Raw genomic sequence first — 25,570 nt, forward strand, 5'->3', positions numbered from 1 at the left:
GCCTGATGGCATACCCGCACCGGGTCGGCTACGTCGGCCCCTCCGGATGCGGCGCGGCGCGCCGCGTCGCGATACCCGGGCGTCGCCAGCACGTCAGCCACCGCGCTGGCCAGCGCTTCTCCGGTCAGCGGCCGCACCAGCCGCCCGCTGCCGTGGCGCGCCACCCGGTTGGCGATCTCCCACTGATCGCCGCCGCCGGGCACCACCACCAGCGGCACCCCGGCCAGCAGTGTCTTGGCGACGATGCCGTGTCCGCCGCCGCAGATCATCAGATCGGCGTGGGCCAGTAGTTCGTCTTGGCGGCCCAGCCCGGCGACCGCCCACGACGGCAACGCAAGCTCCGGACCGTTGAGTCGCGACACCACCAGTCGCACGCCGAGGGGCGCCAGGCTGTCCAGCGCCGTCTCGGCCATTCCGGTGGTCCCGGTTGTCGCCGTCGACGGCGCTACGACCACCACCGGCCCCGAACCGGACGGAATCGGCATCACCTGATCGGTCGGCTCGAAGTGCAGCGGACCGACGACGACGGCACCGCCCGGCCAATCGGGGCGTGCCACCTCCAGCGCCGGCAGGGTGGCGATCAACATCCGCAACGGCCCGGGATCAGATGCCGGCAACCCGATTTCGACGCGGACCTGCCCCCGTTGTCGGGTGCCGATCCGCAAAGACCTTGCCGTCAGCGCGCGCATCGCGGCGTCCCGCAACCGGCCGCGAATTCCGGTACCGGGAGCCAGTCCGCTGCCGATCGGCGGCAACCCTTTGGACGGTCGGTACAGCGGATGGGGGTTGAGCTCGATCCACGGAAGTCCCAGCAGTTCGGCAGCCATCCCGCCGCAGGCGGTGATCACATCGGACACCACCAGGTCCAGCCCCATCGCCTGCAGTTGCGCGCGATTCTGCACGGCCATCCTGGCGGCGCGCTGATGGATCTTGGCTCCCGCGTCGCCGTCGTCGTCGCCCGGGGCTGGGTCGAGCCCGACCAGTTCGACGGCGTCGACACCGGCGGCGCGCGCGGTATCCAGCCACTCGGCGCCGGTCAACAAGGTGGGTGTATCGCCTGCCACCAGGAATCGTCGACACAACGCGATCGCCGGGAAGGCGTGACCGGGATCCGGGCCGGCCACCACCGCGACGCGCATCGCCCCACCCTGCCACAACCACTGGTTAGGCTGGTGATCATGACCGAGCAGACCCTGGAGAACACCCGCACTGTGGAGGTCTTCCTGCACGCGCTGCAGGACGCCGACCTCGACACCGCAAGCACCGTATTGGCCGACGACCTGGTGTACCAGAACGTCGGGCTGCCAACGATTCACGGCCGTCGCCGCGTGATGAAGCTGTTCAGCTCCCTGGGCGGCGCCAGCGGTTTCGAGGTGAAAATTCACCGGATCGCCGCCGATGGGGCTGCGGTGCTCACCGAGCGCACCGACGCCCTGATCTTCGGCCCGCTGCGCCTGCAGTTCTGGGTGTGCGGCGTGTTCGAGGTCCACGACGGGCAGATCACGTTGTGGCGCGACTACTTCGACTTCTTTGACATCTTCAAAGCGACGCTGCGTGGCCTCGCCGGCCTCGTGGTGCCGTCGCTGCGGGCATCGCTGTAACCGTCATGTCCGACAACGACGCACGCCCCAACACTTTTCAATTCATCCGGTACTGCTGCGGCGGCCGACTGCCCGACTCGATGCGGGACTGGGTGCGCAACGATTTGGCCGGCAAGGGTGCGACAGGCCGGATGATGCGGCGGGTCGCCGTTCCGGCGGTGTTGGTGCTCGCCCCGTTCTGGCTGATCCCGACGACGCTGGACGTCCACCTGAGCATGACGCTGCCGATCCTGATTCCGTTCGTGTACTTCTCCCACGCGCTGAACAAGGTGTGGCGCCGGCACATGCTGCAGGTGCACGGCCTGGACCCCGATTTGGTTGACGCGCATCGCAGTAAGCGCGAAGAGCAGATGCGTCAGTCATACATCGAGCGTTATGGCCCCAGGGACGAGTCGACCACTCGCCGCCATGACATCTGACAGTTACGCGCGGCGCGGCAGCCCGCCGAGTTCATCGAACGCCTGTGACCAACCGGCCAGGCGATCGGTGGCACCGGCCAATTCGTCGCGGTAAAGCTGTCGCGAGGCCGCAGCACCACAATCCGCGTTCGCGGAGGATACCAACTGCGCGGCCGCGGTAACCATTTCGTTGTACTGACGCACACCGGCGCTCAATTGCGCGGTGAACGCGTTGATCGTTGGCGCCAGGTACGAACGCGACTGCGGTGCCGCATGAGCCGCCCGTTCCATCGACACCACTTCGGCCGCCGTGGCCGCCATGGCGGCCGAGCTGCTTTTGGCCGCCGCCGTCAGGCCGCGAATCTCGTTGTCAGGCAACATGCTTCCGCGCTCTATAACGCCAAGCAAGGAGAAGAAGCCGCGCTCTGAAGCACCCAGCGCATACATCGCCGGACGCGCGGCCGAACTCGGTGGCGGCAGGCGCCGGATGTTGGTGGGCCGCTGCGGCGGCAGTGGATCGGCTTTCAGCCAGCGGTAGCGGATCAACAGCAATGTCGCGATCATCGCTTGCGCGACAGCAACTCCCCCGGTGATCTCCAACAGCAACGCGAACCATCCCCACGCCGCCAGGATCGCGGTCACCACGCCCCAGAAGACGGTTCCCGCGGTGAAGATCAGACCCCATCGCAGCGCGCGGCGGCGACGTCGCAGCTGTCTTTCCCGGGGATCGGTTGCAGCGCTGATTTTTTGGAAGACCAGCTCGGAAATATCGCTGGCGGTGTCAAGCCAGCGCAGCAGCAGGGTCCGCAATGCCGGGTTGCGACCCGAGCGCACTGCCATCGCCGACCGGTCCCCTACTGACCGCGGGGCTTCGCGGGCGCCGCGGCCTGAGGCGCCGCGGCCGGGGCGCCGGCGGCCCCCGCCGGATTGGCGGTCGCGCCGCCAGTAGGCAGGGCCTCACCGCGCATCGATGCCCGGATCTGCTCCAGGCGGGAGTGACCGGCCATTTCCACGCCAGCCTGCTCGACCTCGATCATCCGGCCCTGCACCGAGCTCTGGGCCAACTCGGCCTGGCCCAGAGCGTTGGCGTAGCGGCGCTCGATCTTGTCGCGGACCTCGTCGAGGTTCGGTGTGGTTCCGGGTGCGGCGATCTCACTCATCGACCGCAGCGACTTGCTGACCTGCTCCTGCATCTTGGCCTGCTCGAGCTGGCTGAGCAGCTTGGTGCGCTCGGCGATCCTCTGCTGCAGCACCATGGCGTTCTGCTCGACGGCCTTCTTGGCCTGCGCGGCGGCGCCCAGCGCCTGGTCATGCAGTGCCTTGAGGTCTTCCACGCTCTGCTCGGACGTCACCAGCTGGGCGGCGAACGCCTCGGCGGCGTTGTTGTATTCGGTGGCTTTAGCAGCGTCACCCGCGGCGGTGGCCTGATCGGCCAGCGTCACCGCCTGGCGGACGTTGACCTGGAGCTTCTCGATGTCGGCAAGCTGGCGGTTGAGCCGCATCTCGAGCTGACGCTGATTGCCGATCACCTGTGCGGCTTGCTGGGTCAGCGCTTGGTGTTGCCGCTGCGCTTCCTCGATGGCCTGCTGGATCTGCACTTTGGGGTCGGCGTATTCGTCGATCTTCGAGTTGAACAGCGCCATGACGTACTTCCACGCTTTGACGAACGGGTTGGCCATCGGTGAGCTCCGCCTCCGTGTGTAGATGTTGTCGTCAGGCTCAACCTAGCGTCTCCACCGCGATTGCTACACCCGTGCTCGCCGTGTCAGGCGATAGCCAGGGCCGCGACCGGCGGGATGACGACTTTGGTGCTGGCGTCGATATTGGCTGCAGTTGGGGAGCTGGCCCCGGCCGACTCCCGAACGGCCAGCTGTTCGCTGGCATCGGTGAGCAGCTGAGACAGCGGCACCTCCAGGGCGTCGCAGATCGCACCGATCAGCTCGCTGGATGCCTCCTTACGGCCGCGCTCGACCTCGGAGAGGTATCCCAGGCTGACCCGCGCGCTGTCGGACACCTCTCGCAACGTCCGGCCCTGGGTGATGCGGACTTGACGCAAAACGTCGCCGAGAACCTCGCGCAGCAGTGACGGCATCGCGCTCTCCTTACGGTCGGTCAGCTGGGGTTCATCTGGTCAACGTGCGCGGCTCGGCCGTTGGTTCCCGCCGGGGAAGTATCACCGCGTTGCGGACGACACCAGCTCGACCATGTCGATGCCCATCAAGGCCGCGCCCACCTCTGTGACTGCGAACGGTCAGGTCTGCGACCAGCCCACGCGGATCGTCAGTCAGCAGCAAGTCGTCCACGGGAATCCCTGAACGCGGAGACGACGTAGTCCAACCCGGTGATCAGGGTCAAGACGATCGCGGCCGCCATCATCACCCACGCGGCCATCAGCCAGGCCCCCGACAGCGGCAGGACGAAGAGCCCGATGGCGACGGCCTGGACCAGCGTCTTGAGCTTGCCACCGCGGCTGGCGGGAATGACGCCATGGCGCAGCATCACGAAACGCAGCACGGTGATTCCGACCTCGCGGGCCAGGATGACCACCGTCACCCACCAATGCAGGTCCCCGAGCATCGAGAGGCCGATCAACGCCGCGCCGATCAACGTCTTGTCGGCGATCGGGTCGGCCAGTGTGCCGAATTCGGTCACCATCCCGTAGTTGCGCGCCAGTGCGCCGTCGAAGCGATCGGTGATGACCGCGACCGCGAACACGACGAAAGCGACGATACGGCTGGGGGTTTCGTGCCCATTGCCGGCAAACAGCACCAACAGGAAAACCGGCACCAGCACCAGCCGCAACAGCGTGAGCACATTGGCAAGGTTGGTGACGCGAACGCGCGGAACCACCGGACCTGGTTGCGGCTGCCCCGACACGGCAACAGAATATCGGTTACCGGCCGGAAGGTTCCAAACCGATACGCTGCACTTCGTGAGCGCAGCGAGCGAAACACCGGCAAACGGGCCGACGATCCGGCGCGCGCGCACGTCGGACGTACCGGTGATCAAGCAACTAGTCGACACCTACGCGGGCAAGATCCTGCTGGAAAAGAACCTCGTGACGCTGTACGAGGCCGTCCAGGAGTTCTGGGTGGCCGAGCAGCGCGGCGTGGTGGTCGGCTGCGGCGCTCTGCACGTGCTGTGGGCCGATCTCGGCGAGGTCCGCACGGTGGCCGTCGACCCGTCGGTGACCGGCCGCGGCATCGGCCACGCCATCGTTGACCAACTTCTCCGGGTGGCCCGCGAACTCGAACTGCAGCGACTCTTCGTGCTGACCTTCGAAACCGAATTTTTCGGACGACACGGGTTCACCGAGATCGAGGGCACCCCGGTGACGACTGAAGTGTTCGAGGAGATGCGTCGCTCCTACGACATCGGCGTCGCCGAATTTCTCGACCTCAGCTACGTCAAGCCCAACACCTTGGGTAACTCGCGGATGCTGCTCGTCCTTTAGCCGGTTTCCTCGTCGTCCAGATCGCCGGCGCCTGCGCCACCGCGGATCAGCATCAGTGTCCCGGCCAGGTCTTCCGGCTTGACCAGCACCTCGCGAGCTTTGGAACCCTCACTGGGGCCTACAATTTCGCGCGTCTCCATCAGATCCATCAGCCGGCCGGCCTTGGCAAACCCGACGCGAAGCTTGCGCTGCAGCATCGACGTCGACCCGAACTGGGACGACACCACCAACTCGACGGCTTGCAGGAAGACGTCCATGTCGTCGCCGATGTCGGCGTCGACGTCCTTGCGTTCGCTGCCGGCCTTGGCCGCCGTGACGCCCTCGGTGTACTCGGGCTCGGCCTGCTCTTTGCAGGCGCTCACGACGGCCTGGATCTCCTCGTCGGAGATGTAGGCGCCCTGCAGGCGCACCGGCTTGCTCGCGCCCATCGGCAGGAACAGTCCGTCACCCATACCGATCAGCTTCTCGGCGCCGGCCTGGTCCAGGATCACCCGGCTGTCGGTCAGCGACGACGTCGCGAACGCGAGACGCGACGGCACGTTGGTCTTGATCAAGCCGGTGACGACATCGACCGACGGCCGCTGGGTGGCCAGCACCAGGTGAATGCCTGCAGCGCGGGCCTTTTGGGTGATCCGCACGATCGCGTCCTCGACGTCACGCGGGGCGGTCATCATCAGGTCGGCCAGCTCGTCGACGATCGCCACCACATACGGGTACGGGCGGTACACGCGCTGACTGCCCAGCGGTGCGGTGATCTCTCCGCTGCGCACCTTCGCGTTGAAGTCGTCGATATGGCGCACCCGCGACGCCTGCATGTCCTGATACCGCTGTTCCATCTCCTCGACCAGCCACGCCAGTGCGGCGGCCGCCTTCTTCGGCTGGGTGATGATCGGCGTGATCAGATGCGGAATGCCCTCATAAGGCGTCAATTCCACCATCTTCGGGTCGATCAGGATCATCCTGACCTCTTCGGGGGTGGAGCGCGTCAGCAGCGACACCAGCATCGAGTTGACGAAGCTGGACTTACCGGAGCCGGTGGAGCCGGCGACCAGCAGGTGCGGCATCTTGGCCAGGTTGGCCGAGATAAAGTCGCCTTCGATGTCCTTGCCCAGACCGATCACCAGTGGATGATGGTCGCGCCTGGTCGATGGCGCGGTGAGAACGTCAGCCAGGCGGACCATTTCACGGTCGGTGTTGGGCACCTCGATGCCAACCGCGGACTTGCCCGGGATCGGCGCGAGCATCCGGACACTCTCGGTGGCCACCGCGTAGGCGATGTTGCGCTGCAGTGCGGTGATCTTCTCCACCTTGACGCCCGGTCCGAGCTCGACCTCGTAACGGGTCACGGTCGGCCCGCGCGTGCAGCCGGTGACCGCGGCGTCGACCTTGAACTGCTGCAGCACCGAGGTGATGCAATCGGCCATCTGGTCGTTGGCGGCGCTGCGCTTCTTCGGCGGGTCACCGGCGATCAGAAGGGTCAGCGACGGCAGCGCGTAGGGGCCTTCGACCACGCGGTCGAGCGCCAAAGTGTCTTGCTTGGCAGCGTCTTTCGCGGTTTTCGGTTCCTTCTTGCGACTGCGCGAGACCGCGGGCTCCGGCACCGTAGGGCTGTCGTCAGGCGTCGCCGGCTCGGCGTTCGATGGCCACGGCTGCGCCTGATCGTCGTCGTCAGGCGATAACTCGTCGTAGTAGCCATCGGAAAAGTCCTCCGCGGCATCGTCTTCGATGACCGGCTCGTCGTCGTAGTCGTCTTCGCCGTCGCGGTCGTTGAACATCCCAGTCTCGAACATCGAGCGCAGCGTCTCGGGTACTTCGCGAATTGTGGTGCCGGTCAACAGCAGCAGGCCGAACAGCGCGCCGATGAACAGCAGCGGTGCGCCGATCCACGCGGTCAGACCCTCCGAAAGCGGCCCCGCGATCGCAAAACCGATGAATCCGGCCGCGTGTGCGCGCTCTAACGGAGTGTCGGGCGAGCCGGCCCACAAATGCCACAGCCCCAGCACCGGCAGCGCCACCATCGTGGCGCCGAGCACCAGCCGCGGCCGGGCCTCCGGGTTGGGTTCGGTGCGCATCAGCAGTACCGCCAGCGCGGCCAGCGCGAGCGGCAGCACCACGACCGCCGAGCCGATGAAAATGCGCACCCCCGAGTCGACCCACGCGCCGACCGGGCGGGCGGCGTCGAACCACGAACTCGCGGCGATCACCACCGCGACGCCCAGCAGCGCCAAGGCGATGCCGTCGCGACGGTGGCCCGGGTCGATCTCGCGGGCCCGGCCCACGGACCGCGCGGTGCTGCCGGTTCCCTTGGCCAGCATCAGCCACGCCGCGCGAACGGCCCGTCCCGCCGTCACACCCGCGCCGGCGACCACACCGCGCCGGGCCGACCGGCGAACGGGGGCTGGGCGACGCGTCGTCTTTCTGCTCGGCCGCCCCGTGCGGGAGCCGCCCCGCGGCGCCCCCTTTGACCTGCTGGTTCGAGCGCCGGACCGCGCGACAGTCTTGCTAGCCATATCGGCAAGCCTAATCGCAAATGCACCGTCTACACCATCCGCCACACTGGTTACCGGGCCGTGACCATCCGACCGCCGATTCAGCGGCCGAAACGGCTGAGTAGGGTGATATCCGTCACGTAGCAACTCGCTGCTCAGAAGCCTGCAGGAGGCCGAATGCCCGTCGTCGTCGTCGCCACCATCACGGTAAAGCCCGAATCGGTCGATGCAGCCCGCAAGATCCTCACCGATGCGGTCGAAGAAGTGCACGGCGAGCCGGGATGCCAGCTCTACTCGCTGCACCAAACCGGCGAGACCTTCGTTTTCGTCGAGCAGTGGGCCGACGAAGAAGCACTGAAAACCCACAGCACCGCGCCTGCGGTCGGGAAGATGTTCGGCGCGGTCGGCGAGCACCTGGCCGGCGCGCCGGACATCAAGATGCTGCAGCCTGTCCCGGCGGGCACGCTGGAACAGGGAATTCTGCGCCACTGATGGCTGAGGCACCGCTGGCGGGCAAGGTCGCCTTCATCACCGGGGCGGCCCGCGGCCAGGGACGCGCACACGCGGTGCGACTCGCGGCCGACGGCGCGCGGATTATCGCCGTCGACCTGTGTGACCAGATTGCGAGTGTGCCCTATCCGCTGGCAACCCCGGACGACCTGGCTGCCACCGTCAAACTGGTCGACGACACCGGGTCACGGATCGTGGCGGTCCGGGGCGATGTCCGGGACCGGTCGTCGTTGTCCTCCGCACTGCAGCAAGGCCTCGACGAATTCGGACGGCTCGACATCGTCGTGGCCAACGCGGGTATCGCTCCCATGCAGTCTGGTGACGACGGTTGGCACGACGTCATCGACGTCAACCTCACCGGCGTTTACAACACCATCAAGGTGTCGATCCCGACGATGGTCAAACAAAACACTGGCGGGTCGATCGTCTTGATCAGTTCGTCTGCCGGTCTGGCCGGGGTCGGCAGCCCTGACGCGGGGTCGGTGGGGTATGCCGCCGCCAAGCACGGCGTAGTCGGGTTGATGCGGATATATGCGAATCTGCTTGCCAGACAAAATATCCGGGTGAACTCAATTCATCCTTCCGGTGTCGAGACGCCGATGATCAACAACGAGTTCACCCGTGAGTGGCTCGCCAAGATGGCCGCCGCCACGAATACGCCGGGCGCCATGGGCAACGCCATGCCGGTCGAGACGCTGGACCCCGAAGACATCGCCAACGCGGTGGCGTGGTTGGTATCCGACCAAGCCCGCTATGTCACCGGGGTCACCCTGCCAGTCGATGCGGGCTTTCTCAACAAGTAGGAATTTGCCTCGAATTCCCGCGGCCCATAGAGCTTTCGGTTCGAAAGACCGCGTATTCCGATCAGATGAGCTGCCCGACACGCCGCGACCTGAGCATTCCCGCCTCGCGACCGTTGGCGGGGTCATACTCGATACGTGGCCAGCGACGAGGCTGTTCCGCTACCGGGAATGCTGCCCGGGGCTTTTGCCGAACCGGCGTACCGCTATCTGTCGCCGCATCAGGCAGCGGTACTCGATGTCGCTACTCGCCGTTTGGATCTCGGCCCGCAGGACGAGACCGATGAGCATCGTGTGATCGTGTACATCGACCGACTGTTGTCGGTATTGAACGTCGCGCCCGGTGGCCTGCATGCGGTGGGATCGCTACGGCATCGGGTGGCCGAACTTCGCAATCAGTACGTCGGCGGCATCGCTCTGCTCGACGAGCTGGCCGGCGGCGATTTCACCACCGCACCACCGCTACGGCAACAGATGACCCTGGCCCACACTCAGCTCGCTGCCTTCGTCGGAACGTTGTTCGGCCACATCATCGAAGCGCTGGGTCTGATCGACGCCGAGGTCAGATTTCAATGACGGTCGGCACGATCATCGGCTGGCGGCGATAGGTCTCCCCCACCCACTTGCCGATGGTGCGTCGGACGGCCTGCGCGATCCGCGCCGGGTCGGTGACATTCTGGGCCACAAGCGATTCCAGCTCTGCTTCGACTTTACGAACGGCGGGCTCCAGCGCCTTGGGATCTTCGGAGAAGCCGCGCGAATGCAGGTGGGGCGGCGCCGCCGGTTCTCCGGTCTCGCGCCTCAAGACGACGGTCACCGCCACGAAACCCGAAGAAAGAATGAGACGTTCGCCCAGCGTGGTGTCGCCGACGTCGCCGGTGATCAGCCCGTCGACGAACATCTTGCCCACCGGCACTGCGCCGGCGATGCTGACCTCACCGCCGAGAAGATCGACGCTGACCCCGTTCTCGGCCAGCACAATTGATTTCTCGGGCACTCCGGTGCTGGCTGCCAGCTTGGCGTTCGCCCGTAGCATCCGCCAGGTGCCGTGCACCGGCATGACGTTACGCGGTCGGATGCCGTTGTAGAGGAACAACAATTCACCGGAGTAAGCGTGCCCCGAAACATGGACCCGGGCTTGCTGATTCGTGACCACTCGGGCGCCAATCTTGGCCAACTCGTCGATGACGCCGTAGACGGCTTCTTCGTTACCCGGGATCAGCGATGATGACAAGATGATCAGGTCACCGGAAGTAAGCGTGATGCTGCGATGCTCGCCGCGTGACATCCGTGACAGCGCCGCCATCGGCTCGCCCTGGGTGCCGGTGGTGATCAGCACCACCTGCTCCGGCGACATCATCTCGGCGGCGCCGATTTCGACCAGATCGGACTCGTCCACGGTGAGGAATCCGAGATCTCGCGCGATACCCATGTTGCGCACCATCGAACGCCCGACGAACGAGACTCGTCTTCCCAACGCCGTTGCAGCATCGATGATCTGCTGCACCCGATCCACGTTGGAGGCGAAACAGGCGACGATCACGCGACCGTCCGCACCCCGGATCAGCCGGTGCAGGGTTGGCCCGATCTCGCTCTCCGACGGTCCCACGCCGGGGATCTCGGCGTTGGTGGAGTCACACAGGAGCAAATCGACGCCGGCGTCACCGAGCCGGGACATGCCGGGCAGGTCAGTGGGCCGGCCGTCGAGTGGAAGTTGGTCGAGTTTGATATCGCCGGTGTGCAGGACAGTCCCCGCGCCCGACCGCACCGCGATGGCCAGCGCGTCGGGGATCGAGTGGTTGACGGCAAAGTATTCGCATTCGAATACTCCGTGGGTGCTACGCATCCCTTCAGCCACTTCGACGACCACCGGTTTGAGGCGATGCTCACGACATTTGGCGGCAACCAGGGCCAGCGTGAATTTCGAACCGACCACCGGAATGTCGGGACGTAGCTTGAGCAGGAACGGGATCGCCCCGATGTGGTCTTCGTGCGCGTGGGTGAGGACCAGCGCTTCGACGTCGTCGAGGCGGCCTTCGATGTGCCGAAGGTCGGGCAGGATGAGGTCGACGCCAGGCTCGTCGTGGGTGGGAAACATCACCCCGCAGTCGATGATCAACAACCGGCCGAGGTGTTCGAAAACGGTCATGTTGCGGCCGATTTCGCTGATTCCGCCCAGCGCGGTGATCCGCAGACCACCGGTGGCCAACGGAGCGGGCGGCGCGAGGTTTACATCCACCGGCTCACCTGAGCACCGAGGCCGCGCGCATGTCGGCGGCCAGCGCATCGATCTGCTCAGCCGTCGCGGCGACTTGCGGCAATCTCGGGTCGCCGACCTCGATACCCTGCAGCCGCAACCCCGCCTTGGACATCGTCACGCCGCCGAGGCGGCTCATCGCGTTCGACAGCGGCGCGAGCGATACGTTGATCTTGCGGGCGGTCGCAATGTCTCCAGAAGCAAAGGACGACAACAAATCGCGTAGTTGGCCAGGTGCCACATGGGAGATCACGCTGATGAACCCGGTGGCGCCCATCGCCAGCCAGGGCAGGTTGAGCGCGTCATCGCCGGAGTAGTACGCCAGACCGGTTTCGGCCATCAATTGCGCCCCGGCGTGCAAGTCACCCTTGGCGTCTTTGACACCGACGATGTTGGGGTGGGCCGCCAGCGCGCGAAGCGTCTCCGACTCGATCGGCACCACCGAGCGGGGCGGGATGTCGTAGAGCAGCACCGGCAACGGCGTCGCGTCGGCGATCGCAGTGAAGTGCGCTAACAGCCCCGCCTGCGGGGGCCGTGAGTAGTAAGGCGTTACCACGAGCAGACCGTGCGCGCCCTCGGCCGCACTGGCCTTCGCCAGGTGGACGCTGTGTGCGGTGTCGTAACTGCCTGCGCCGGCGATGACCCGCGCCCGGTCGCCCACCGCCTCCAGCACCGCCCGCAGCACGGCCAACTTCTCGGCGTCGGTGGTGGTCGGCGACTCGCCGGTGGTCCCGGACATGACCAGGCCGTCACAACCGGCGTCGACCAGGTGCGTTGCCAAGCGGACCGCGGCCGGAAGGTCCAGGGAGCCGTCCGGTGCAAACGGCGTCACCATGGCGGTCAGCAGCGTTCCCAGGCGCGTGTAAACGTCGAATCCGCCGGTGCTCACGGACCAAGGTTACCTGGCGGTACCAAATGCGATTACTCCCGCGCGAGTGTGCGTGTCTGTACAGCGCCACGCCGTCCGGCCTGTACATGTGCGCACTTTCGCGCCCGCGCCAAGCCTGCTCAGGCCTCGGTGGCCAGCGGACTGGTCGCCACCTCGGTGCCGTCGGCCAAGGTGGCGATGTCGAAGTCGCCGAACACCGCCGGCGCCAGGTCGACCAGCAACCGCAGACACGCGATAGCCAGCCGCCGAATCTCGATATCGGCGTGTTCGCTGGCCCGCATCGCGAGGAAATGTCGCCACGCGCGGTAGTTGCCGGTGACCACCATGCGGGTCTCGGTCGCATTGGGCAAGACCGCCCGCGCGGCCTGGCGGGCCTGTTTGCGACGCAGATTTGCGTTCGGTTGGTCGGCGAACTTCTCTTCCAGCTTGGCCAACAGTTCGGTGTAGGCCGCGCGACTGGCGTCGGCGGCGTCGGACAGGATGCGCCGCAATTCGTCGTCGTGCTCCATTCCCGGCGGGACGACGATCTGCGACTGCGTCTCCGGCACGTAGCGCTGCGACAGCTGCGAATACGAGAAATGGCGGTGACGAATCAACTCGTGGGTGCACGACCGCGAGATGCCGGTGATGTAGAGCGAGGCGCTGGCATGCTCGAGCACCGAGAAATGCCCGACGTCGATGATGTGCCGCAGATACCCGGCGTTGGTCGCGGTCTTGGGGTTGGGCTTGGACCAGCTCTGATAGCACGCCCGACCGGCGAATTCGACCAGCGCCTCGCCGCCGTCGGCGTCGGTGTTCCAGTCCACGTCCGGCGGTGCGACGAAGTCGGTCTTGGCGATCAGTTGCACGTGCAACGGCGCGGTCTCGGCCACGGCGACCAACACTAGCGCGGGGCGTTGGCGACGAGAAGCGGTCGGTTCCGCTGCTCGGGCGTCACGTGTGGATCCAACGTCACGTTCGACGGCAGCGGACAGCCGAATTCAGAGCACCCGCCAGATCGCCGCGCCTACCGACGGTCACTCCCGACAAACCCAACCAGCCCGCCATCGTCGCCAACTCCCCGGCCAGCGCCTCGGCCACCTGCCCCGGCGAACGACCCGCCTCGACGAACGCCCCGACCACCTGCAAGGCGTCCGCCGAACGATCGGCTTTGAGGTCGACCCGTCCCACCAGCTCGCCATCGAGCAGGAACGGCCACACGTAGTAGCCATACTGACGCTTGTCGGACGGGGTGTAGATCTCGATGCGGTAGCGGAATCCGAACAGCCGCTGCACCCGCGGACGGAAGAAGATCAGCGGGTCGAATGGACACAGCAGCGCCGTCCCGTTGTTGCGACGCGGAATCGTCTGGCCAGCAGGTAAATACGCAGGCGCAGACCACCCGTCGACCTCGACCTGCTCCAACTCGCCGTCGGCGACAAGCGCGGTGATCGCCGGCTTGACCTGGGCGGCGGCCAGCCGGAAGTAGTCGCGCAGGTCGGCCTCGGTGGCCACCCCCAGTGCGGCGGCGGCCCGCTGAACCAGCGCGCGAACTGCGACGTCCTCGGCGACCTCGCGAGCCACCACCTCGGCCGGCAACACCCGCTCGGCCAGGTCGTAATGCCGGGCGAAACCCACCCGGGTCGCCGTGGTGAGCGTGCCGGCAGCGAACAGCGCCTCGGCCACCCATTTGGTGTCGCTGCGGCTGCCCCACCAATCACCCCGCGGGCCCCGCGGTCCCGTGGCCAGGTGGGTCTCGATCTGACCGGCGGTGGCCGGTCCGAGCTCGGCGACGGCGGCGACGATTTTGTCGGCAAGCTGCGGATTGGCCTTGACGATGTGGGTCCCCCACCGTCCGTGCCGGTATTGACCCATCCGCCAGCGCATCAGAGGCCAGTCGTCGACGGCCATCAACGCGGCTTCATGCGCCCAGTACTCGACCAGAAGTCGTGGCGAGCGCGAGCTGTGGGTCCATGCGGCGCGGTCCAGCACATCCCGGTTGTACGGCCCAAGCCGGCTGAAGACCGGCGCATAGTGGGCCCGCACCGCGACCGACACCGAATCCAGCTGCAGCACGTGAATGTGTGAAATCAGTCGACGCAGGTGTGCACGGGTCACCGGACCGTTGGGCTTCGCAGCGGCAAAGCCCTGCGCGGCCACGGCAAGTCGCCGGGCCTGCGCGACGCCGAGTGCGCTCACGCTCGCTGGTAGCTGTGAAACCGGTAGCGCAGGCCCGCGCGGCTGGTGTGCCACTCACCGGGCGTGCCGACCCACGCCTCGTCCAGCACCGGTGCCACGGCGTCACCGTCGTCGCGGGGCAGGTCGATATCGATTTCGGTGACCTCACACCGGCTGGCCTGCGGCAATGCCAACGTGTAGATCTGTTCGCCGCCGATCACCCAGGTGTCCGGATCGGTCAGCGCGTCGTCGAGGCTCCCCACCACCGTCGCGCCGTCGGCGGCAAAGTCGGTTTGGCGGGTCACGACGACGTTTTTGCGGCCCGGCAGCGGCCGGACCTTCGCCGGCAGCGAATCCCAGGTGCGACGTCCCATGACCACAGTGTGACCGCGGGTGACTTCTTTGAAGTGGGCCTGGTCCTCGGGGAGTCGCCACGGAATGCCGCCGGCGCGGCCGATGACTCCGGACGTGGACTGCGCCCAGATCAGGCCCAGTTCACTCATACGGCGACGGGCGCCTTGATCGCCGGGTGCGGATCGTAGCTTTTCACCACGACGTCGTCATAGCTGTAATCGAAGATCGAGTCACGCTGCGCAAGAACAAGTTTCGGATATGGACGCGGATCGCGGCTCAGCTGCTCAGTGACCTGGTCGACGTGGTTGTCGTAGATGTGGCAGTCGCCTCCGGTCCAGACGAAGTCGCCGACGCCCAAGCCGGCCTGCGCGGCCATCATGTGGGTCAGCAGCGCGTAGCTGGCGATATTGAAGGGAACGCCGAGGAACAGATCGGCGCTGCGCTGGTAAAGCTGGCAACTGAGCCGGCCGTCGGCCACGTAAAACTGGAAAAGCGCATGGCACGGCGCGAGCGCCATGTGCGGGATCTCCCCGACGTTCCAGGCCGACACGATGATGCGCCGCGAGTCCGGGTCGGTCCGCAGCAGGTTCAGGGCCGAGCTGATCTGGTCCACGTGATCGCCCGACGGCGTCGGCCACGAACGCCATTGCACCCCGTACACCGGACCGAGATCGCCTGTCGCACTGGCCCATTCATCCCAGATAGAGACGCCGTGCTGCTGCAGCCAGCCGACGTTTGAGTCGCCGCGCAAGAACCACAGCAGCTCGTAGATCACCGATTTCAGGTGCACCTTTTTGGTGGTGATCAGCGGGAAGCCCTGGGACAGGTCGAACCGCATCTGGTGCCCGAACAGACTGCGGGTACCGGTGCCCGTGCGATCGGCCTTCGGCGTGCCCTGCTCGAGTACCAGCCGCAGGAGGTCTTCATACGGCGTGGGGATCGACACGCGACCAACTTTAGCGGCGATCGCAAGCGCAGCGAAGATGCGCGCCGCGGGTCGACGCCATTTAGCGGGCGGCGATCGCAAGCGCAGCGAAGATGCGCGCCGCGGGTCACCGCCACTCATCGGACGGCGAATGCCGGGGAGTAGAACGGATGGCATGCCGAACTTCACCGACACCGTCGCGACCCCCGACGGCTCTTGCCCCGTCCGCTTGTTCACCCCTGAAGGCCAGGGCCCCTGGCCGGGCGTCATCATGATTCCCGACGCCGGCGGAGTGCGGCAGACCTTCTTCGAGATGGCCGCCAAGCTGGCCGACTCCGGCTACGGGGTGCTGCTGCCCGACGTCTACTACCGCCAAGGCGACTGGGCGCCGTTCGACATGAAGACCGCGTTCTCCGATGACAACGAGCGCAAGCGGCTGATGTCGTTCATCGGCAGCATCAGCCCCGAGAACTGGGCCTCGGACGCCAACGCGTACTTCGACTACCTCGCGGCGCGGCCTGAGGTGAGCGGTCAGAAATTCGGTGTCGCCGGTTATTGCATGGGTGGGCGGGCGGCATTGCTCATCGCCGGACTGACCCCGGACCGGGTTGCGGCCGCGGCGTCTTTCCACGGCGGTGGGCTGGTGACCGACGGCAACGACAGCCCGCATCTGCGGGCCGACCAGATCACGGCAGCGATCTACGTCGGCGGCGCGAAGGACGACGCGTCGTTCACCGCCGAGCACGCCGAGCAGCTCGACAAGGCTCTGACGGCAGCCGGCGTCGAGCACACGATCGAAACCTACGCCGCCGGACACGGTTACGCCGTGCCCGACAACAGGTCCTATGACGCCGACGCCGCCGAGCGGCATTGGACAGCGATGCGAGAGTTCTTCGGGGCGAAGCTGAAGTAGTGCAGCATGCACGTCGACGCGATGACCCTCCCGCAGCCGCTCGGCCAGATCGGTGCGCTGGCCCGGCGGACCCAGGACGCCGGCTTCTCCGGGTTGCTGTTCACCGAGACCGGCCGCACCGCTTACCTCAACGCCGCGGTGGCCTCCCAGGCCGCGCCCGGACTCGAGTTGTCGACCGGCGTTGCGGTGGCATTTCCGCGCAGTCCGTTCGTGACCGCGGCTACTGCGTGGGAATTACAGGAGGCATCGGGCGGCAACTTCCGGCTGGGCCTGGGAACGCAGGTCCGTACCCACGTCGTTCGGCGGTACGGCGTGGATTTCGAGCGGCCGGGCCCGCGGCTACGCGACTACCTGCTGGCCGTGAAGGCCTGCTTCTCGGCATTTCGGTCCGGAAAGCTCGACCACCACGGCGACTTCTACAAGCTGGATTTCATTACCCCACAATGGAGTCCGGGACCAATCGAGGCGCCCGACCCCAAAGTCGACATCGCCGCGGTCAATCCATGGATGCTGCGGATGGCCGGCGAAGTGGCCGACGGAGTACACGTCCACCCGATCGGCGAGCCGGGTTATCTCGCCCGGCACGTGATACCGAAAGTCGCCGAGGGGGCACAGAGCGCCGGCCGGTCACCGTCGGACGTCGCGATCATCGTGCCGGTGATGACGATTGTCGGCGACACCGATGAAGAGCGAGACAGCCAACGCGAATCGGTACGCGCCAGCATGGCGTTCTATGGGAGCACACCGAACTATGCGTTCATCTGGGACGAGGCCGGGTTCGAGGGAACCACCGCGCGGATCCGCGAAAAGCAGAAGGCCGGCGACTTCGCGGGGATGGCCGCCCAAGTCAGCGACGACCATATCGCCGCCTTCGCGACTGAGTCGACGTGGGATGCTTTGGCGGACAATCTGATCGAGAAATACAATGGGACGGCGACGCGCCTGGTGATGTACAACGCGGTGGCTGACCCGCAACGCTTCGAGCGCTACGGTGACGTCGCCCGCCAGATCAGCGCCCGATCAGCTTCTGCATGAACTCGGGATAACGCGCACCTTGCACGTCAATACCGGCTGACACGGAATTGATTTCGTCTAGGTCGTCGTCGCTCAGTGCGACGTCGGCTGCCCCGAGGTTCTCTTCGAGACGCTCCAGGCGCCGGGTTCCGGGGATCGGCGCGATCCACGGCTGCTGAGCGAGCAACCAGGCCAGCGCGATCTGGCCGGTTGTCGCACCCTTTCGGTCAGCGATCGTCTGCAGTAGGTCGACCACCGCACGGTTGGCCTCCCGAACCTCGGTGGCGAAGCGCGGGATGTTGTTGCGGATGTCAGTCTTGTCGAATTGTGTTCTCGCGTCGATACTTCCGGTGAGGAAGCCTTTGCCGAGCGGGCTGTACGGCACGAATCCGATATGGAGTTCGGCCAACGTCGGCAAGATCTCCGTCTCCGGTTCCCGCCACCACAACGAGTACTCGCTTTGCAGCGCTGCGACGGGCTGCACCGCGTGCGCTTGACGAATGGTCTGCGCTGATGCCTCCGACATCCCGAAGTGCTTCACCTTGCCGCTGTCGATGAGTTCTTTGACCGCGCCGGCGACGTCTTCGATGGGCACCTCGGGGTCCACGCGGTGTTGGTAGAGCAGGTCGATGGTCTCTACACCCAGTCGGCGCAGCGAGTTCTCGGTGACCTCCCTGATGTGCTCGGGCCGACTGTTCAGCCCGGCGATGTTGCCGTCAGCACCGAAGGCGAACCCGAATTTGGTCGCGATCACCACCTGCTCGGCGAATGGCGCGAGGGCCTCGCCGACCAGTTCCTCGTTATCTCCGTACGCCTCAGCGGTGTCGAAGAAGGTGACGCCACGTTCGACCGCACCGCGGATCACCGCAATCATGTCGGTTCTGGGTCCGGACGGGCCGTAGCCTCGACTCATTCCCATGCAGCCCAGCCCAATTGCCGAGACCTCGAGATTGCCACCCAGATTGCGCTTGTCCATGTGTTACTCCCGCTACGATGCCGGCAGATCAACCAGCCCGGCCAACCGGGCGCGGTGACGGTATGGGGTACCGAATGCCAACTGATCGCTCTTGGCCCGCTTCAGATACAGATGCGCCGGATACTCCCACGTCATGCCGAGGCCCCCGTGCAGCTGAACGCACTCCTCGGCGGCGTGAACCGCGGCGCCACTGCAGTAGGCCTGCGCAACGGCCGCAGCGATCGTCGCGTCGGCGTCTTGCCGGGCACAGGTGTCGGCGGCGTATCGGGCCGCCGCCCCGGCGGAGTTGAGTTCGACCCACAGATCCGCCAGCCGATGCTTGATCGCCTGGTATGAGCCGATCGCCCGGCCGAATTGCTTGCGCTGCTTGGCATAAGCCAGCGTGGTCTCGAAACACCACTGCGCGACGCCGAGTTGCTCGGATGCGAGTAGCGCCGCGCCGGTCTCCAGGGCCGCCGCCACCGCGGCACCGGCCGGCGAGGAGCCAACCCGCGACGAGGCCACTTCGGAGAACTCCACATTCGCAAGGGGTCTCGTCATGTCCAGGCTCAGAACCGGTGACACGTTCAGTCCCGCTGCGCCGCGGGCGACGGTATGCAACTGCAGCCCATCGGCTCCGGCGACCGGAACCAGCAACACGTCGGCCTCCGCGACTCCGGCCACACTGGTGATCCGGCCGGACAGACCACCGCCGCCGGCACGAACACCGGTGATCGTGTCACCGGGCGCAGTCGACAGTGGCACCGCCAGCGCGGCGGTGAGCGAACCCGCCGCCAGGCCTTGGACCGTGTCGGTGTCTCCCACCTTCAAGAGTGCGACCGTGGCCACCACCGCGCTGGACAGATACGGCACCGGCGCGACAGCGCGACCGATCTCCTCCATCACCACGGCAGCTTCGCGGGCAGTTGCGCCCGCACCGCCGAGTTCCTCGGGCACCAGCAGTCCGGCCATGCCCAGTTCGGCGGCCAGTGTGCGCCATACGCCGGAAAAGTCTTGCGGTGCAGAGTCGTACAGGGATGTTATTGCTTCCGGCGGGCACCGGTCGGCAAACAACCGTCGCACGCTGTCGCGTAATGCTTCCTCGGTGTCGGAGTACAGCAGATCGCTCATTTGGCTCACTTCTCCAGATCCTTGAAAGCAACGTCCTTGTCGACCCGGTGCTCCGGCGGCAGACCGAGAATGCGCTCGGCGATCGTGTTGCGCAGGATCTCCGACGTGCCGCCCTCGATCGAGTTGCCTTTGGCGCGCAGATAGCGATAACCCGGGCCGCGGCCGATGAAGTCGACTGACTCTGGCTGGCGCATCGTCCAGTCGTCGTACTGCAGGCCCTCTTCCGGGTGCAGTTCGATCTCAAACCCCGAAACCGCTTGCGCCAGGGCGGCAAATGCCACCTTCATCCCGGCGCCTTCGGGGCCGGGCTGTCCGACCGCCAGACGCTGACGTAGCCGCAGACCGGTAAGACGAACGACTTCGGCCTCCACCCACAGCTTCATCAGCTCGTCATGCATCGCGGCATTGCGCAACGCGGGCTGCGTCCGCCACGCCTCGGTGACCTTGCCGATGATCCCACTTTCCCGAGTGCCGCCGGCCATCGAGCCGATGGCAACCCGCTCGTTGTTCAGCGTGGTGGTGGCGACCTTCCACCCACCGCCCTCGGCGCCGAGCCGGTAGGCGTCGGGCACGCGCACGTCAGTCAGGAACACCTCGTTGAATTCGGCTTCACCGGTGATCTGCCGCAGCGGGCGCACGTCGACGCCGGGGCCGGTCATGTCGAGAACGAAGTAGGTCAGGCCCTGGTGTTTGGGCACGGCCGGATCGGTTCGGGCGACCAGGATCGCCCGCTGCGCGTTCTGGGCGCTCGACGTCCATACCTTCTGCCCGTTGACGATCCAGTCCCCATTTCCCGAACCATCACGGACCGCTCGGGTGGCCACACCGGCCAGATCGGACCCCGCACCCGGTTCGCTGAACAACTGGCAGTAGATGTGCTCGCCGGTGAACAACGGCCGCAGAAACTCTCGCCGCTGCTCTTCGCTACCGAACGCCGCGATGGTCGGTGCGGCCATCCCCATCCCGATGCCGTTGCGGGCACCGCCGCCACCGGGGGGCGCACCCGCCGCGGTCAGCTCGTCCTCGACCTGCGCCTGGAAATTGCGTGACAGGTCCAGCCCGCCGGAGCCGACCGGGAAATGCACCCACGCCAGCCCAGCATCGAAACGCGCGCCGAGGAATTCCTGCGGATCGGTGTGTACCGGGTCGTGTTCGTCGAGCAGAGCCCGCACGCGGGCGTGCAGATCCTGCGCGTTCATCGGAAGCCCGCGGGATCGCCGAGCAGTCGGCCGCCGTCCAACACCAGCGTCTCGCCGGTGATCCAACTCGACTCGTCGGACGCCAGAAAGGCGACGGCGGCCGCCACGTCGGGCGGTTCGCCGATCCGACCCAGTGCGGTGCCTCTCGCCACCAGATCCTCGTGGTCTTTCCACAACGCTTCGGCGAGCTTGGTCCGCACCACCCCCGGGGCGATCGCGTTCACCCGAACCTTGGGTGAAAGTTCCAGTGCCAGTTGCTTGGTGACATGGATCAGCGCGGCTTTGGTCGCGTTGTACATGCCCATGTTCGGCGCCTGGTGCATGCCGCCGATGGATGCGGTGTTGACGATCGCCCCGCCGTGTTCGCGCATCCAGGCTTTGGCCGCCAGCGACGTCCACAGCAGCGGCGCCCAGAGGTTGACGTCGAAGGTCTTGGCGAACCGGGCGTGATCCTGGTCGATCAACGGGCCGTATGCCGGGTTGGTGCCGGCGTTGTTGACCAGGATGTCGATGCTGCCGAAGCGGTCGAGGGCGACGTCGACGCAATGCCGCGCGGCGTCCTCGTCGACGGCGTGTGCGGCAACTCCGATGGCGTTGCCGCCGACCTGCTCGGCCGCGGCGTCGGCGCTGTCCTGTTTGCGCGAGGTGAGCACGATGTTGGCTCCGCCTTGGGCCAGCCGCTGCGCGGTCGCCAGCCCGATTCCTCGCGAACCTCCGGTGATGAGTGCGGTACGGCCGTGGAAATCTGTCATAGTCCCTCCATCAGGCTGTGCTGGTAGCGGCGCATGCCGCGCAGCCAGCGGTCGTAATCGGCGCCTTTGTGGCGATACATGTCCAGCACCGCGGGGTGCGGGAGGATCAGGAACTGCTCGTCGTCGATCGCGGCCAAGACGACCTCGGCGACGTCGTTCGCTTCCATCACGTCGCCGGCGGAGGTGACGGCCCGCGTGGCGAGCCGGGCCAGCGGATCGTCGGACTCCCCCGGCGAATACAGCAGCTTGGTGTTGACGCCCATCGGGCACAAGCAGCTGACCCGCACACCCTGGTCGCCGAAGGTGATGTTGAGCCACTCGGCGAATCCGACAGCGGCATGCTTGGTCACCGAGTAGGTGGCCGATCCGAGCTGCGTGAGCAACCCCGCGGCCGAGGCGGTGCTGACAAAGTAGCCTTCGCCGCGCTGCACCCAGCCGGGGACCAGCAGTTGCGCCGCGCGGATGTGCGCTTTGAGGTTCACATCGATGGATTGATCCCACTCGGCCTCGGTCACGTCGAGTCCCGCCACCCCGGTGATACCCGCGTTGGCGAAGTAGAAGTCGACTGGGCCAAACTCGTTCTCCGCCAATGCAATCAGCTGTTGGATGTGACGGGTTTCGGAGACGTCACCGCTGGAGGCGACGGCGACGCCGGGCCGGTCTGAGTTGATGCCTTCGACAACCGCCTGGGCGGCGTCCCCGTTCAGGTCGGCGACCACCACCCGGGCGTCCTGGTGCGCCAGCTTGGCAGCCAGCGCCGCCCCGATACCGTTGCCGCCGCCGGTCACGATGGCGACTTTGTCGGCAACTTTCACGAGCGATCTCCCTTCTGATGGGTCTGAATTTCACTGCATAACAGCCGGGTAATCCAGCCCCGGGTATCCGCCGGGTCGATCACGTCATCGAGTTCGAACGTGCTGGCCGAGGTGAGCGCCTTGCCGTGCTGATAGGCGGCCTCGACCAACGTGTCGAACAGTTTCTGTCGTTCCGCTGGATCGGCGATGGCGGCCAATTCCTTGCTGAAACCCAGCCGAACCGCGCCCTCGAGACCCATGCCACCGATCTCGCCAGTCGGCCAGGCCACGGTGAAAGCCGGAACGTGGAAGGAGCCACCGGCCATCGCCATGGCGCCCAAGCCGTAGCCCTTGCGCATAATCACCATCCCGAACGGCACGGTCAATCGCGCGCCGACGATGAACAGGCGACTGAAGCGCCGAACCGCGGCGTCGACTTCGGCGTCCGGGCCGACCATGAAGCCGGGTGTATCGCACAGCGAAATGATCGGCAGCCCAGCCGATTCGCACAGCGTCAGGAAATCGGCCATCTTGTCCGCCGCCTCGGCATCGATCGCACCACCAAGGTGATGACTGCTGTTGGCCAGCAAACCGAACGGCACGCCTTCGACGCGGACGAGCGCGGTGACCACCCCGACGCCGAAGTCGGCACGCAACTCCAGCACCGAGCCGATATCGGCCACCGACTCGATCGCGTGGTGCACGTCGTAGGCCCGTAACCGATGCTCCGGCACCACATGTCGCGCGCGCCGCGGATCGGGCGCCTGCCAGCTGTCCTGCCGGCCGTGGAAATAGGACAGATACTGCTTGGCCAGTGACACGGCATGGGCCTCGTCGCGGGCGGCCAACCCGACCACGCCGTTGCGCCGCTGCACATCGATCGGCCCGATGTCCTCCGGCCGGTACTGGCCCAGCCCGCCGCCTTCGATCATCGCCGGCCCACCCATGCCGATGTTCGCATCGGGCGTCGCGATCACGACGTCGCACGTGCCGGCCAGTGCCGCGTTACCGGCAAAGCACCTGCCGGACACGATCGAGACCAGCGGCACCCGGCCGCTGAGTGCGCCCAGCGCCCGGAACGTGGGCACGTCGAGACCGGCGATGTTCGCGACGTCGGTGTCACCGGGCCGGCCGCCCCCTCCTTCGGCGAACAGCACGACCGGTAGCTTTTGGCGGGCCGCCAACTCGAAGAGCCGGTCGGTTTTGGCGTGGTTACGCATGCCTTGCGTGCCCGCGAGCACGGTGTAGTCGTAGGACAACACCGCAGCGCGGGCGCCGCCAATCGTCGCCACCCCGGCAATCAAGCCGTCCGCCGGGGTGTTGGCGATCAAATCCTCTTCCGAGCGCCTGCTGCGCTGCGCGGCCACTGCCAGCGCGCCATACTCGACAAAGCTTCCCGAATCGATCAGATCGTCGATGTTTTCGCGCGCGGTGCGTCGATTCTGTTTGTGTCGCTTGGAGATTGCCGCCGGACGACCCTCGTCCAGGGTAAGCAGGTGACGCCGGCGGACCTCCTCGAGATCGGCGCGATCCCGGTCGAGATCGAGCGAGGCGACCTCGACGGGCCCTGCGTTGTCGCCATTACGGGTGAACACCATCAGCGGGTCACCGGTTCCGACAACTTGACCGGGTGTCGCCAAGATCCGGACCGTGCGCACAGCATCCGGTGCGGACAACACGTGCTGCATCTTCATGGCTTCGAGGACAGCCAACTGCGTGCCGACGTCGTAATCCTTACCTTCTGAGGCGATCTCGACGACAGTGCCAGCCAATTGGGCGCGCAGCACTTCCTCTCCGGGATACAACTCCGGCGTCGCGAGGCGGGTCTCGTGCCGCCGATCCTGGGCGGCGGCGGCTAATACCGGCAGGTTCTTGTCGACGAAACTCGTGTCCACTGGAGCGTCGTGAATGTCGTTGTGCGACAAAATTTCCTGCAGAAATCCGATGTTGGTTCGAATACCCTCGATGCCGAATTCGTCCAGCGCGCTCTGCGCTTTGCGCAGCGCGGCGGAGAACGACGATCCACGCACCCGGGTGATCACCTTGGCCAGCAACGAGTCGTAGCGCGCGCTCGGCGTGAGCCCGGTTCGGCCGAAGGTGTCGACTCGCACTCCGGGGCCACTGGGCGGGGAGAACACCGCGAGGGTGCCCGCCGTCGGAAGGACCGACCCGTCGGCGCCCATCGTCTCCATGTTGACCCGCGTCTGGATCGCGATCCCGCGTACTGCTGCCAGGGCGCCAATCACCTCATCGCCCTCGGCCACGATACCGGCCGGCAACCGGAGGTGGTGGAACGACGAACCCTGTGCGATCCGTAACTGCACGGCCACCAGATCGACCCCGGTCACCTCTTCGGTGATGGTGTGTTCGACTTGAATCCGAGGGTTGACCTCCAGAAACACGAATCGCTCTCCGGTGACCAAAAATTCGACCGTGGCGATTCCGCGGTAGTCGGCCCGCGCGCACAGCCGCGCCGCGGCCCGGTGCAGATCGCGCCGTAACGCCGACGAAAGGCCTTGCGCTGGAGCGATTTCGATCAGCTTCTGGTGGCGGCGCTGAATGCTGCAGTCTCGGTCGCCGAGTGCGAGCGCACGCGACGGCGTCGCGACGATCTGCACCTCGATGTGTCGGGCGTCGGCCAGGTGTGCCTCGGCGAACAGCGCCGGATCGCCGAAACCGAGAGCGGCCTCAGCGGCGCACTGGCGGTAGGCGTCGTCAATCTGCTCGGCACTGCGCACGATTCGCATGCCACGACCGCCACCGCCCGACAGCGCCTTGATCACGATGGGCCCGCCGTGGGCTTCGGCGAACGCACGGACGCCCTCGACGCTGGTGGGCCCGTCGGTGGCCGGCAGCACCGGCACCCCGGCCGCTGTCGCCGCGGACCGGGCCGAGGATTTGTTGCCGAACAGGTCGAGCGCGGCGGCGTCCGGTCCGACGAACGTGAATCCCGCGCCCGCGCAGGCCCGCGCGAACTC

The 25,570-nt window shown here is 66.4% G+C and carries 26 protein-coding genes; 8 read left to right on the top strand and 18 right to left on the bottom strand.

Going from position 1 to position 25,570, the window contains the following annotated elements; all coding sequences use genetic code 11:
• Window positions 1–1,139 (bottom strand): glycosyltransferase (locus AC2VOG_RS05395; RefSeq protein WP_486938889.1); only part of this gene is annotated, 1,139 nt, incomplete at its 3' end.
• Between the two features lie 39 nt (window positions 1,140–1,178).
• Between AC2VOG_RS05395 and AC2VOG_RS05400 the strand changes: the two genes are divergently transcribed.
• Both AC2VOG_RS05400 and AC2VOG_RS05405 read left to right on the top strand, forming a co-directional pair.
• Window positions 1,179–1,601 (top strand): limonene-1,2-epoxide hydrolase family protein, encoded by a 423-nt coding sequence (locus tag AC2VOG_RS05400; RefSeq protein WP_486938890.1) that lies wholly within the window; start codon window positions 1,179–1,181, stop codon window positions 1,599–1,601.
• A 5-nt stretch (window positions 1,602–1,606) separates the two neighbouring features.
• A complete protein-coding gene (locus tag AC2VOG_RS05405; RefSeq protein ID WP_486938891.1) occupies window positions 1,607–2,020 on the top strand; it encodes a DUF5313 domain-containing protein in 414 nt (137 codons plus the stop codon).
• A 3-nt stretch (window positions 2,021–2,023) separates the two neighbouring features.
• On the opposite strand, the gene pspM is transcribed toward AC2VOG_RS05405, so the two are convergent.
• The 4 genes from pspM to pgsA form a co-directional block, all read right to left on the bottom strand.
• The gene (pspM, locus tag AC2VOG_RS05410) at window positions 2,024–2,839 is read right to left on the bottom strand and encodes a phage shock envelope stress response protein PspM (protein WP_486938892.1); all 816 of its coding nucleotides are present in this window, start codon (window positions 2,837–2,839) and stop codon (window positions 2,024–2,026) included.
• A 14-nt stretch (window positions 2,840–2,853) separates the two neighbouring features.
• Window positions 2,854–3,678, bottom strand: a complete 825-nt coding sequence (gene pspA / locus AC2VOG_RS05415; protein WP_486938893.1) for a phage shock protein PspA — start codon at window positions 3,676–3,678, stop codon at window positions 2,854–2,856.
• Between the two features lie 86 nt (window positions 3,679–3,764).
• The gene (clgR, locus tag AC2VOG_RS05420; RefSeq protein ID WP_486938894.1) at window positions 3,765–4,091 is read right to left on the bottom strand and encodes a transcriptional regulator ClgR; all 327 of its coding nucleotides are present in this window, start codon (window positions 4,089–4,091) and stop codon (window positions 3,765–3,767) included.
• A 188-nt stretch (window positions 4,092–4,279) separates the two neighbouring features.
• Complete coding sequence (pgsA, locus tag AC2VOG_RS05425) at window positions 4,280–4,876, bottom strand: CDP-diacylglycerol--glycerol-3-phosphate 3-phosphatidyltransferase (protein WP_486938895.1); 597 nt, start codon at window positions 4,874–4,876, stop codon at window positions 4,280–4,282.
• Between the two features lie 55 nt (window positions 4,877–4,931).
• Here pgsA and AC2VOG_RS05430 point away from each other — a divergent pair, with 55 nt between their 5' ends.
• Entirely contained in the window at window positions 4,932–5,453 is a 522-nt protein-coding gene (locus tag AC2VOG_RS05430; RefSeq protein WP_486938896.1) for an amino-acid N-acetyltransferase, read from the top strand.
• Here the strand turns inward: AC2VOG_RS05430 and AC2VOG_RS05435 are convergent.
• On the bottom strand, window positions 5,450–7,963 hold the full coding sequence (locus AC2VOG_RS05435; RefSeq protein ID WP_486938897.1) for a DNA translocase FtsK: 2,514 nt from the start codon (window positions 7,961–7,963) through the stop codon (window positions 5,450–5,452). The two genes, AC2VOG_RS05430 and AC2VOG_RS05435, sit on opposite strands and share 4 nt — an antisense overlap.
• Before the next feature lie 156 nt (window positions 7,964–8,119).
• Between AC2VOG_RS05435 and AC2VOG_RS05440 the strand changes: the two genes are divergently transcribed.
• The 3 genes from AC2VOG_RS05440 (at window position 8,120) to AC2VOG_RS05450 (ending at window position 9,828) form a co-directional block, all read left to right on the top strand.
• Window positions 8,120–8,434, top strand: a complete 315-nt coding sequence (locus AC2VOG_RS05440; protein ID WP_486938898.1) for a putative quinol monooxygenase — start codon at window positions 8,120–8,122, stop codon at window positions 8,432–8,434.
• Window positions 8,434–9,255: a mycofactocin-coupled SDR family oxidoreductase gene (locus AC2VOG_RS05445; protein WP_486938899.1), complete on the top strand. Its 822-nt coding sequence runs from the start codon at window positions 8,434–8,436 to the stop codon at window positions 9,253–9,255. The genes AC2VOG_RS05440 and AC2VOG_RS05445 overlap by 1 nt, the downstream gene beginning before the upstream one ends.
• A 135-nt stretch (window positions 9,256–9,390) precedes the next feature.
• Window positions 9,391–9,828 carry a hypothetical protein gene (locus AC2VOG_RS05450; protein ID WP_486938900.1) on the top strand — a complete coding sequence of 146 codons (438 nt, stop codon included), beginning with the start codon at window positions 9,391–9,393 and terminating at the stop codon, window positions 9,826–9,828.
• Here the strand turns inward: AC2VOG_RS05450 and AC2VOG_RS05455 are convergent.
• From AC2VOG_RS05455 to AC2VOG_RS05480, 6 genes are all read right to left on the bottom strand, one after another.
• Window positions 9,815–11,491 (bottom strand): ribonuclease J, encoded by a 1,677-nt coding sequence (locus AC2VOG_RS05455; protein ID WP_486938901.1) that lies wholly within the window; start codon window positions 11,489–11,491, stop codon window positions 9,815–9,817. The genes AC2VOG_RS05450 and AC2VOG_RS05455 overlap by 14 nt on opposite strands.
• Before the next feature lie 4 nt (window positions 11,492–11,495).
• Window positions 11,496–12,398, bottom strand: a complete 903-nt coding sequence (gene dapA / locus AC2VOG_RS05460) for a 4-hydroxy-tetrahydrodipicolinate synthase (RefSeq protein WP_486938902.1) — start codon at window positions 12,396–12,398, stop codon at window positions 11,496–11,498.
• A 119-nt stretch (window positions 12,399–12,517) separates the two neighbouring features.
• A complete protein-coding gene (thyX, locus tag AC2VOG_RS05465) occupies window positions 12,518–13,270 on the bottom strand; it encodes an FAD-dependent thymidylate synthase (RefSeq protein ID WP_486938903.1) in 753 nt (250 codons plus the stop codon).
• Between the two features lie 79 nt (window positions 13,271–13,349).
• Entirely contained in the window at window positions 13,350–14,576 is a 1,227-nt protein-coding gene (locus tag AC2VOG_RS05470; RefSeq protein ID WP_486938904.1) for a winged helix-turn-helix domain-containing protein, read from the bottom strand.
• Window positions 14,573–15,058 (bottom strand): dihydrofolate reductase, encoded by a 486-nt coding sequence (locus tag AC2VOG_RS05475; protein WP_486938905.1) that lies wholly within the window; start codon window positions 15,056–15,058, stop codon window positions 14,573–14,575. The genes AC2VOG_RS05470 and AC2VOG_RS05475 overlap by 4 nt, the downstream gene beginning before the upstream one ends.
• Entirely contained in the window at window positions 15,055–15,855 is an 801-nt protein-coding gene (locus AC2VOG_RS05480) for a thymidylate synthase (RefSeq protein ID WP_486938914.1), read from the bottom strand. Before AC2VOG_RS05480 ends, AC2VOG_RS05475 begins: the two co-directional genes overlap by 4 nt.
• Window positions 15,856–16,009: 154 nt before the next feature.
• Between AC2VOG_RS05480 and AC2VOG_RS05485 the strand changes: the two genes are divergently transcribed.
• Window positions 16,010–16,747, top strand: coding sequence for a dienelactone hydrolase family protein (locus tag AC2VOG_RS05485; protein ID WP_486938906.1), 738 nt, complete (start codon window positions 16,010–16,012; stop codon window positions 16,745–16,747).
• Between the two features lie 6 nt (window positions 16,748–16,753).
• A complete protein-coding gene (locus tag AC2VOG_RS05490) occupies window positions 16,754–17,782 on the top strand; it encodes a TIGR03617 family F420-dependent LLM class oxidoreductase (protein ID WP_486938907.1) in 1,029 nt (342 codons plus the stop codon).
• Here the strand turns inward: AC2VOG_RS05490 and AC2VOG_RS05495 are convergent.
• The 6 genes from AC2VOG_RS05495 to AC2VOG_RS05520 form a co-directional block, all read right to left on the bottom strand.
• Window positions 17,757–18,737 (bottom strand): aldo/keto reductase, encoded by a 981-nt coding sequence (locus AC2VOG_RS05495; protein WP_486938908.1) that lies wholly within the window; start codon window positions 18,735–18,737, stop codon window positions 17,757–17,759. The two genes, AC2VOG_RS05490 and AC2VOG_RS05495, sit on opposite strands and share 26 nt — an antisense overlap.
• A 12-nt stretch (window positions 18,738–18,749) precedes the next feature.
• Window positions 18,750–19,847: an acyl-CoA dehydrogenase family protein gene (locus AC2VOG_RS05500; protein WP_486938909.1), complete on the bottom strand. Its 1,098-nt coding sequence runs from the start codon at window positions 19,845–19,847 to the stop codon at window positions 18,750–18,752.
• A 5-nt stretch (window positions 19,848–19,852) separates the two neighbouring features.
• Window positions 19,853–21,046 carry an acyl-CoA dehydrogenase family protein gene (locus tag AC2VOG_RS05505; protein WP_486938910.1) on the bottom strand — a complete coding sequence of 398 codons (1,194 nt, stop codon included), beginning with the start codon at window positions 21,044–21,046 and terminating at the stop codon, window positions 19,853–19,855.
• Window positions 21,043–21,798, bottom strand: a complete 756-nt coding sequence (locus AC2VOG_RS05510) for an SDR family oxidoreductase (protein WP_486938911.1) — start codon at window positions 21,796–21,798, stop codon at window positions 21,043–21,045. Before AC2VOG_RS05510 ends, AC2VOG_RS05505 begins: the two co-directional genes overlap by 4 nt.
• A complete protein-coding gene (locus AC2VOG_RS05515; RefSeq protein ID WP_486938912.1) occupies window positions 21,795–22,613 on the bottom strand; it encodes an SDR family oxidoreductase in 819 nt (272 codons plus the stop codon). The genes AC2VOG_RS05510 and AC2VOG_RS05515 overlap by 4 nt, the downstream gene beginning before the upstream one ends.
• A partial coding sequence (locus AC2VOG_RS05520; protein ID WP_486938913.1) for an acetyl-CoA carboxylase family protein occupies window positions 22,610–25,570 on the bottom strand: 2,961 nt, incomplete at its 5' end. The genes AC2VOG_RS05515 and AC2VOG_RS05520, both read right to left, overlap by 4 nt.

Source organism: Mycobacterium sp. TH-M11 (assembly GCF_057473725.1).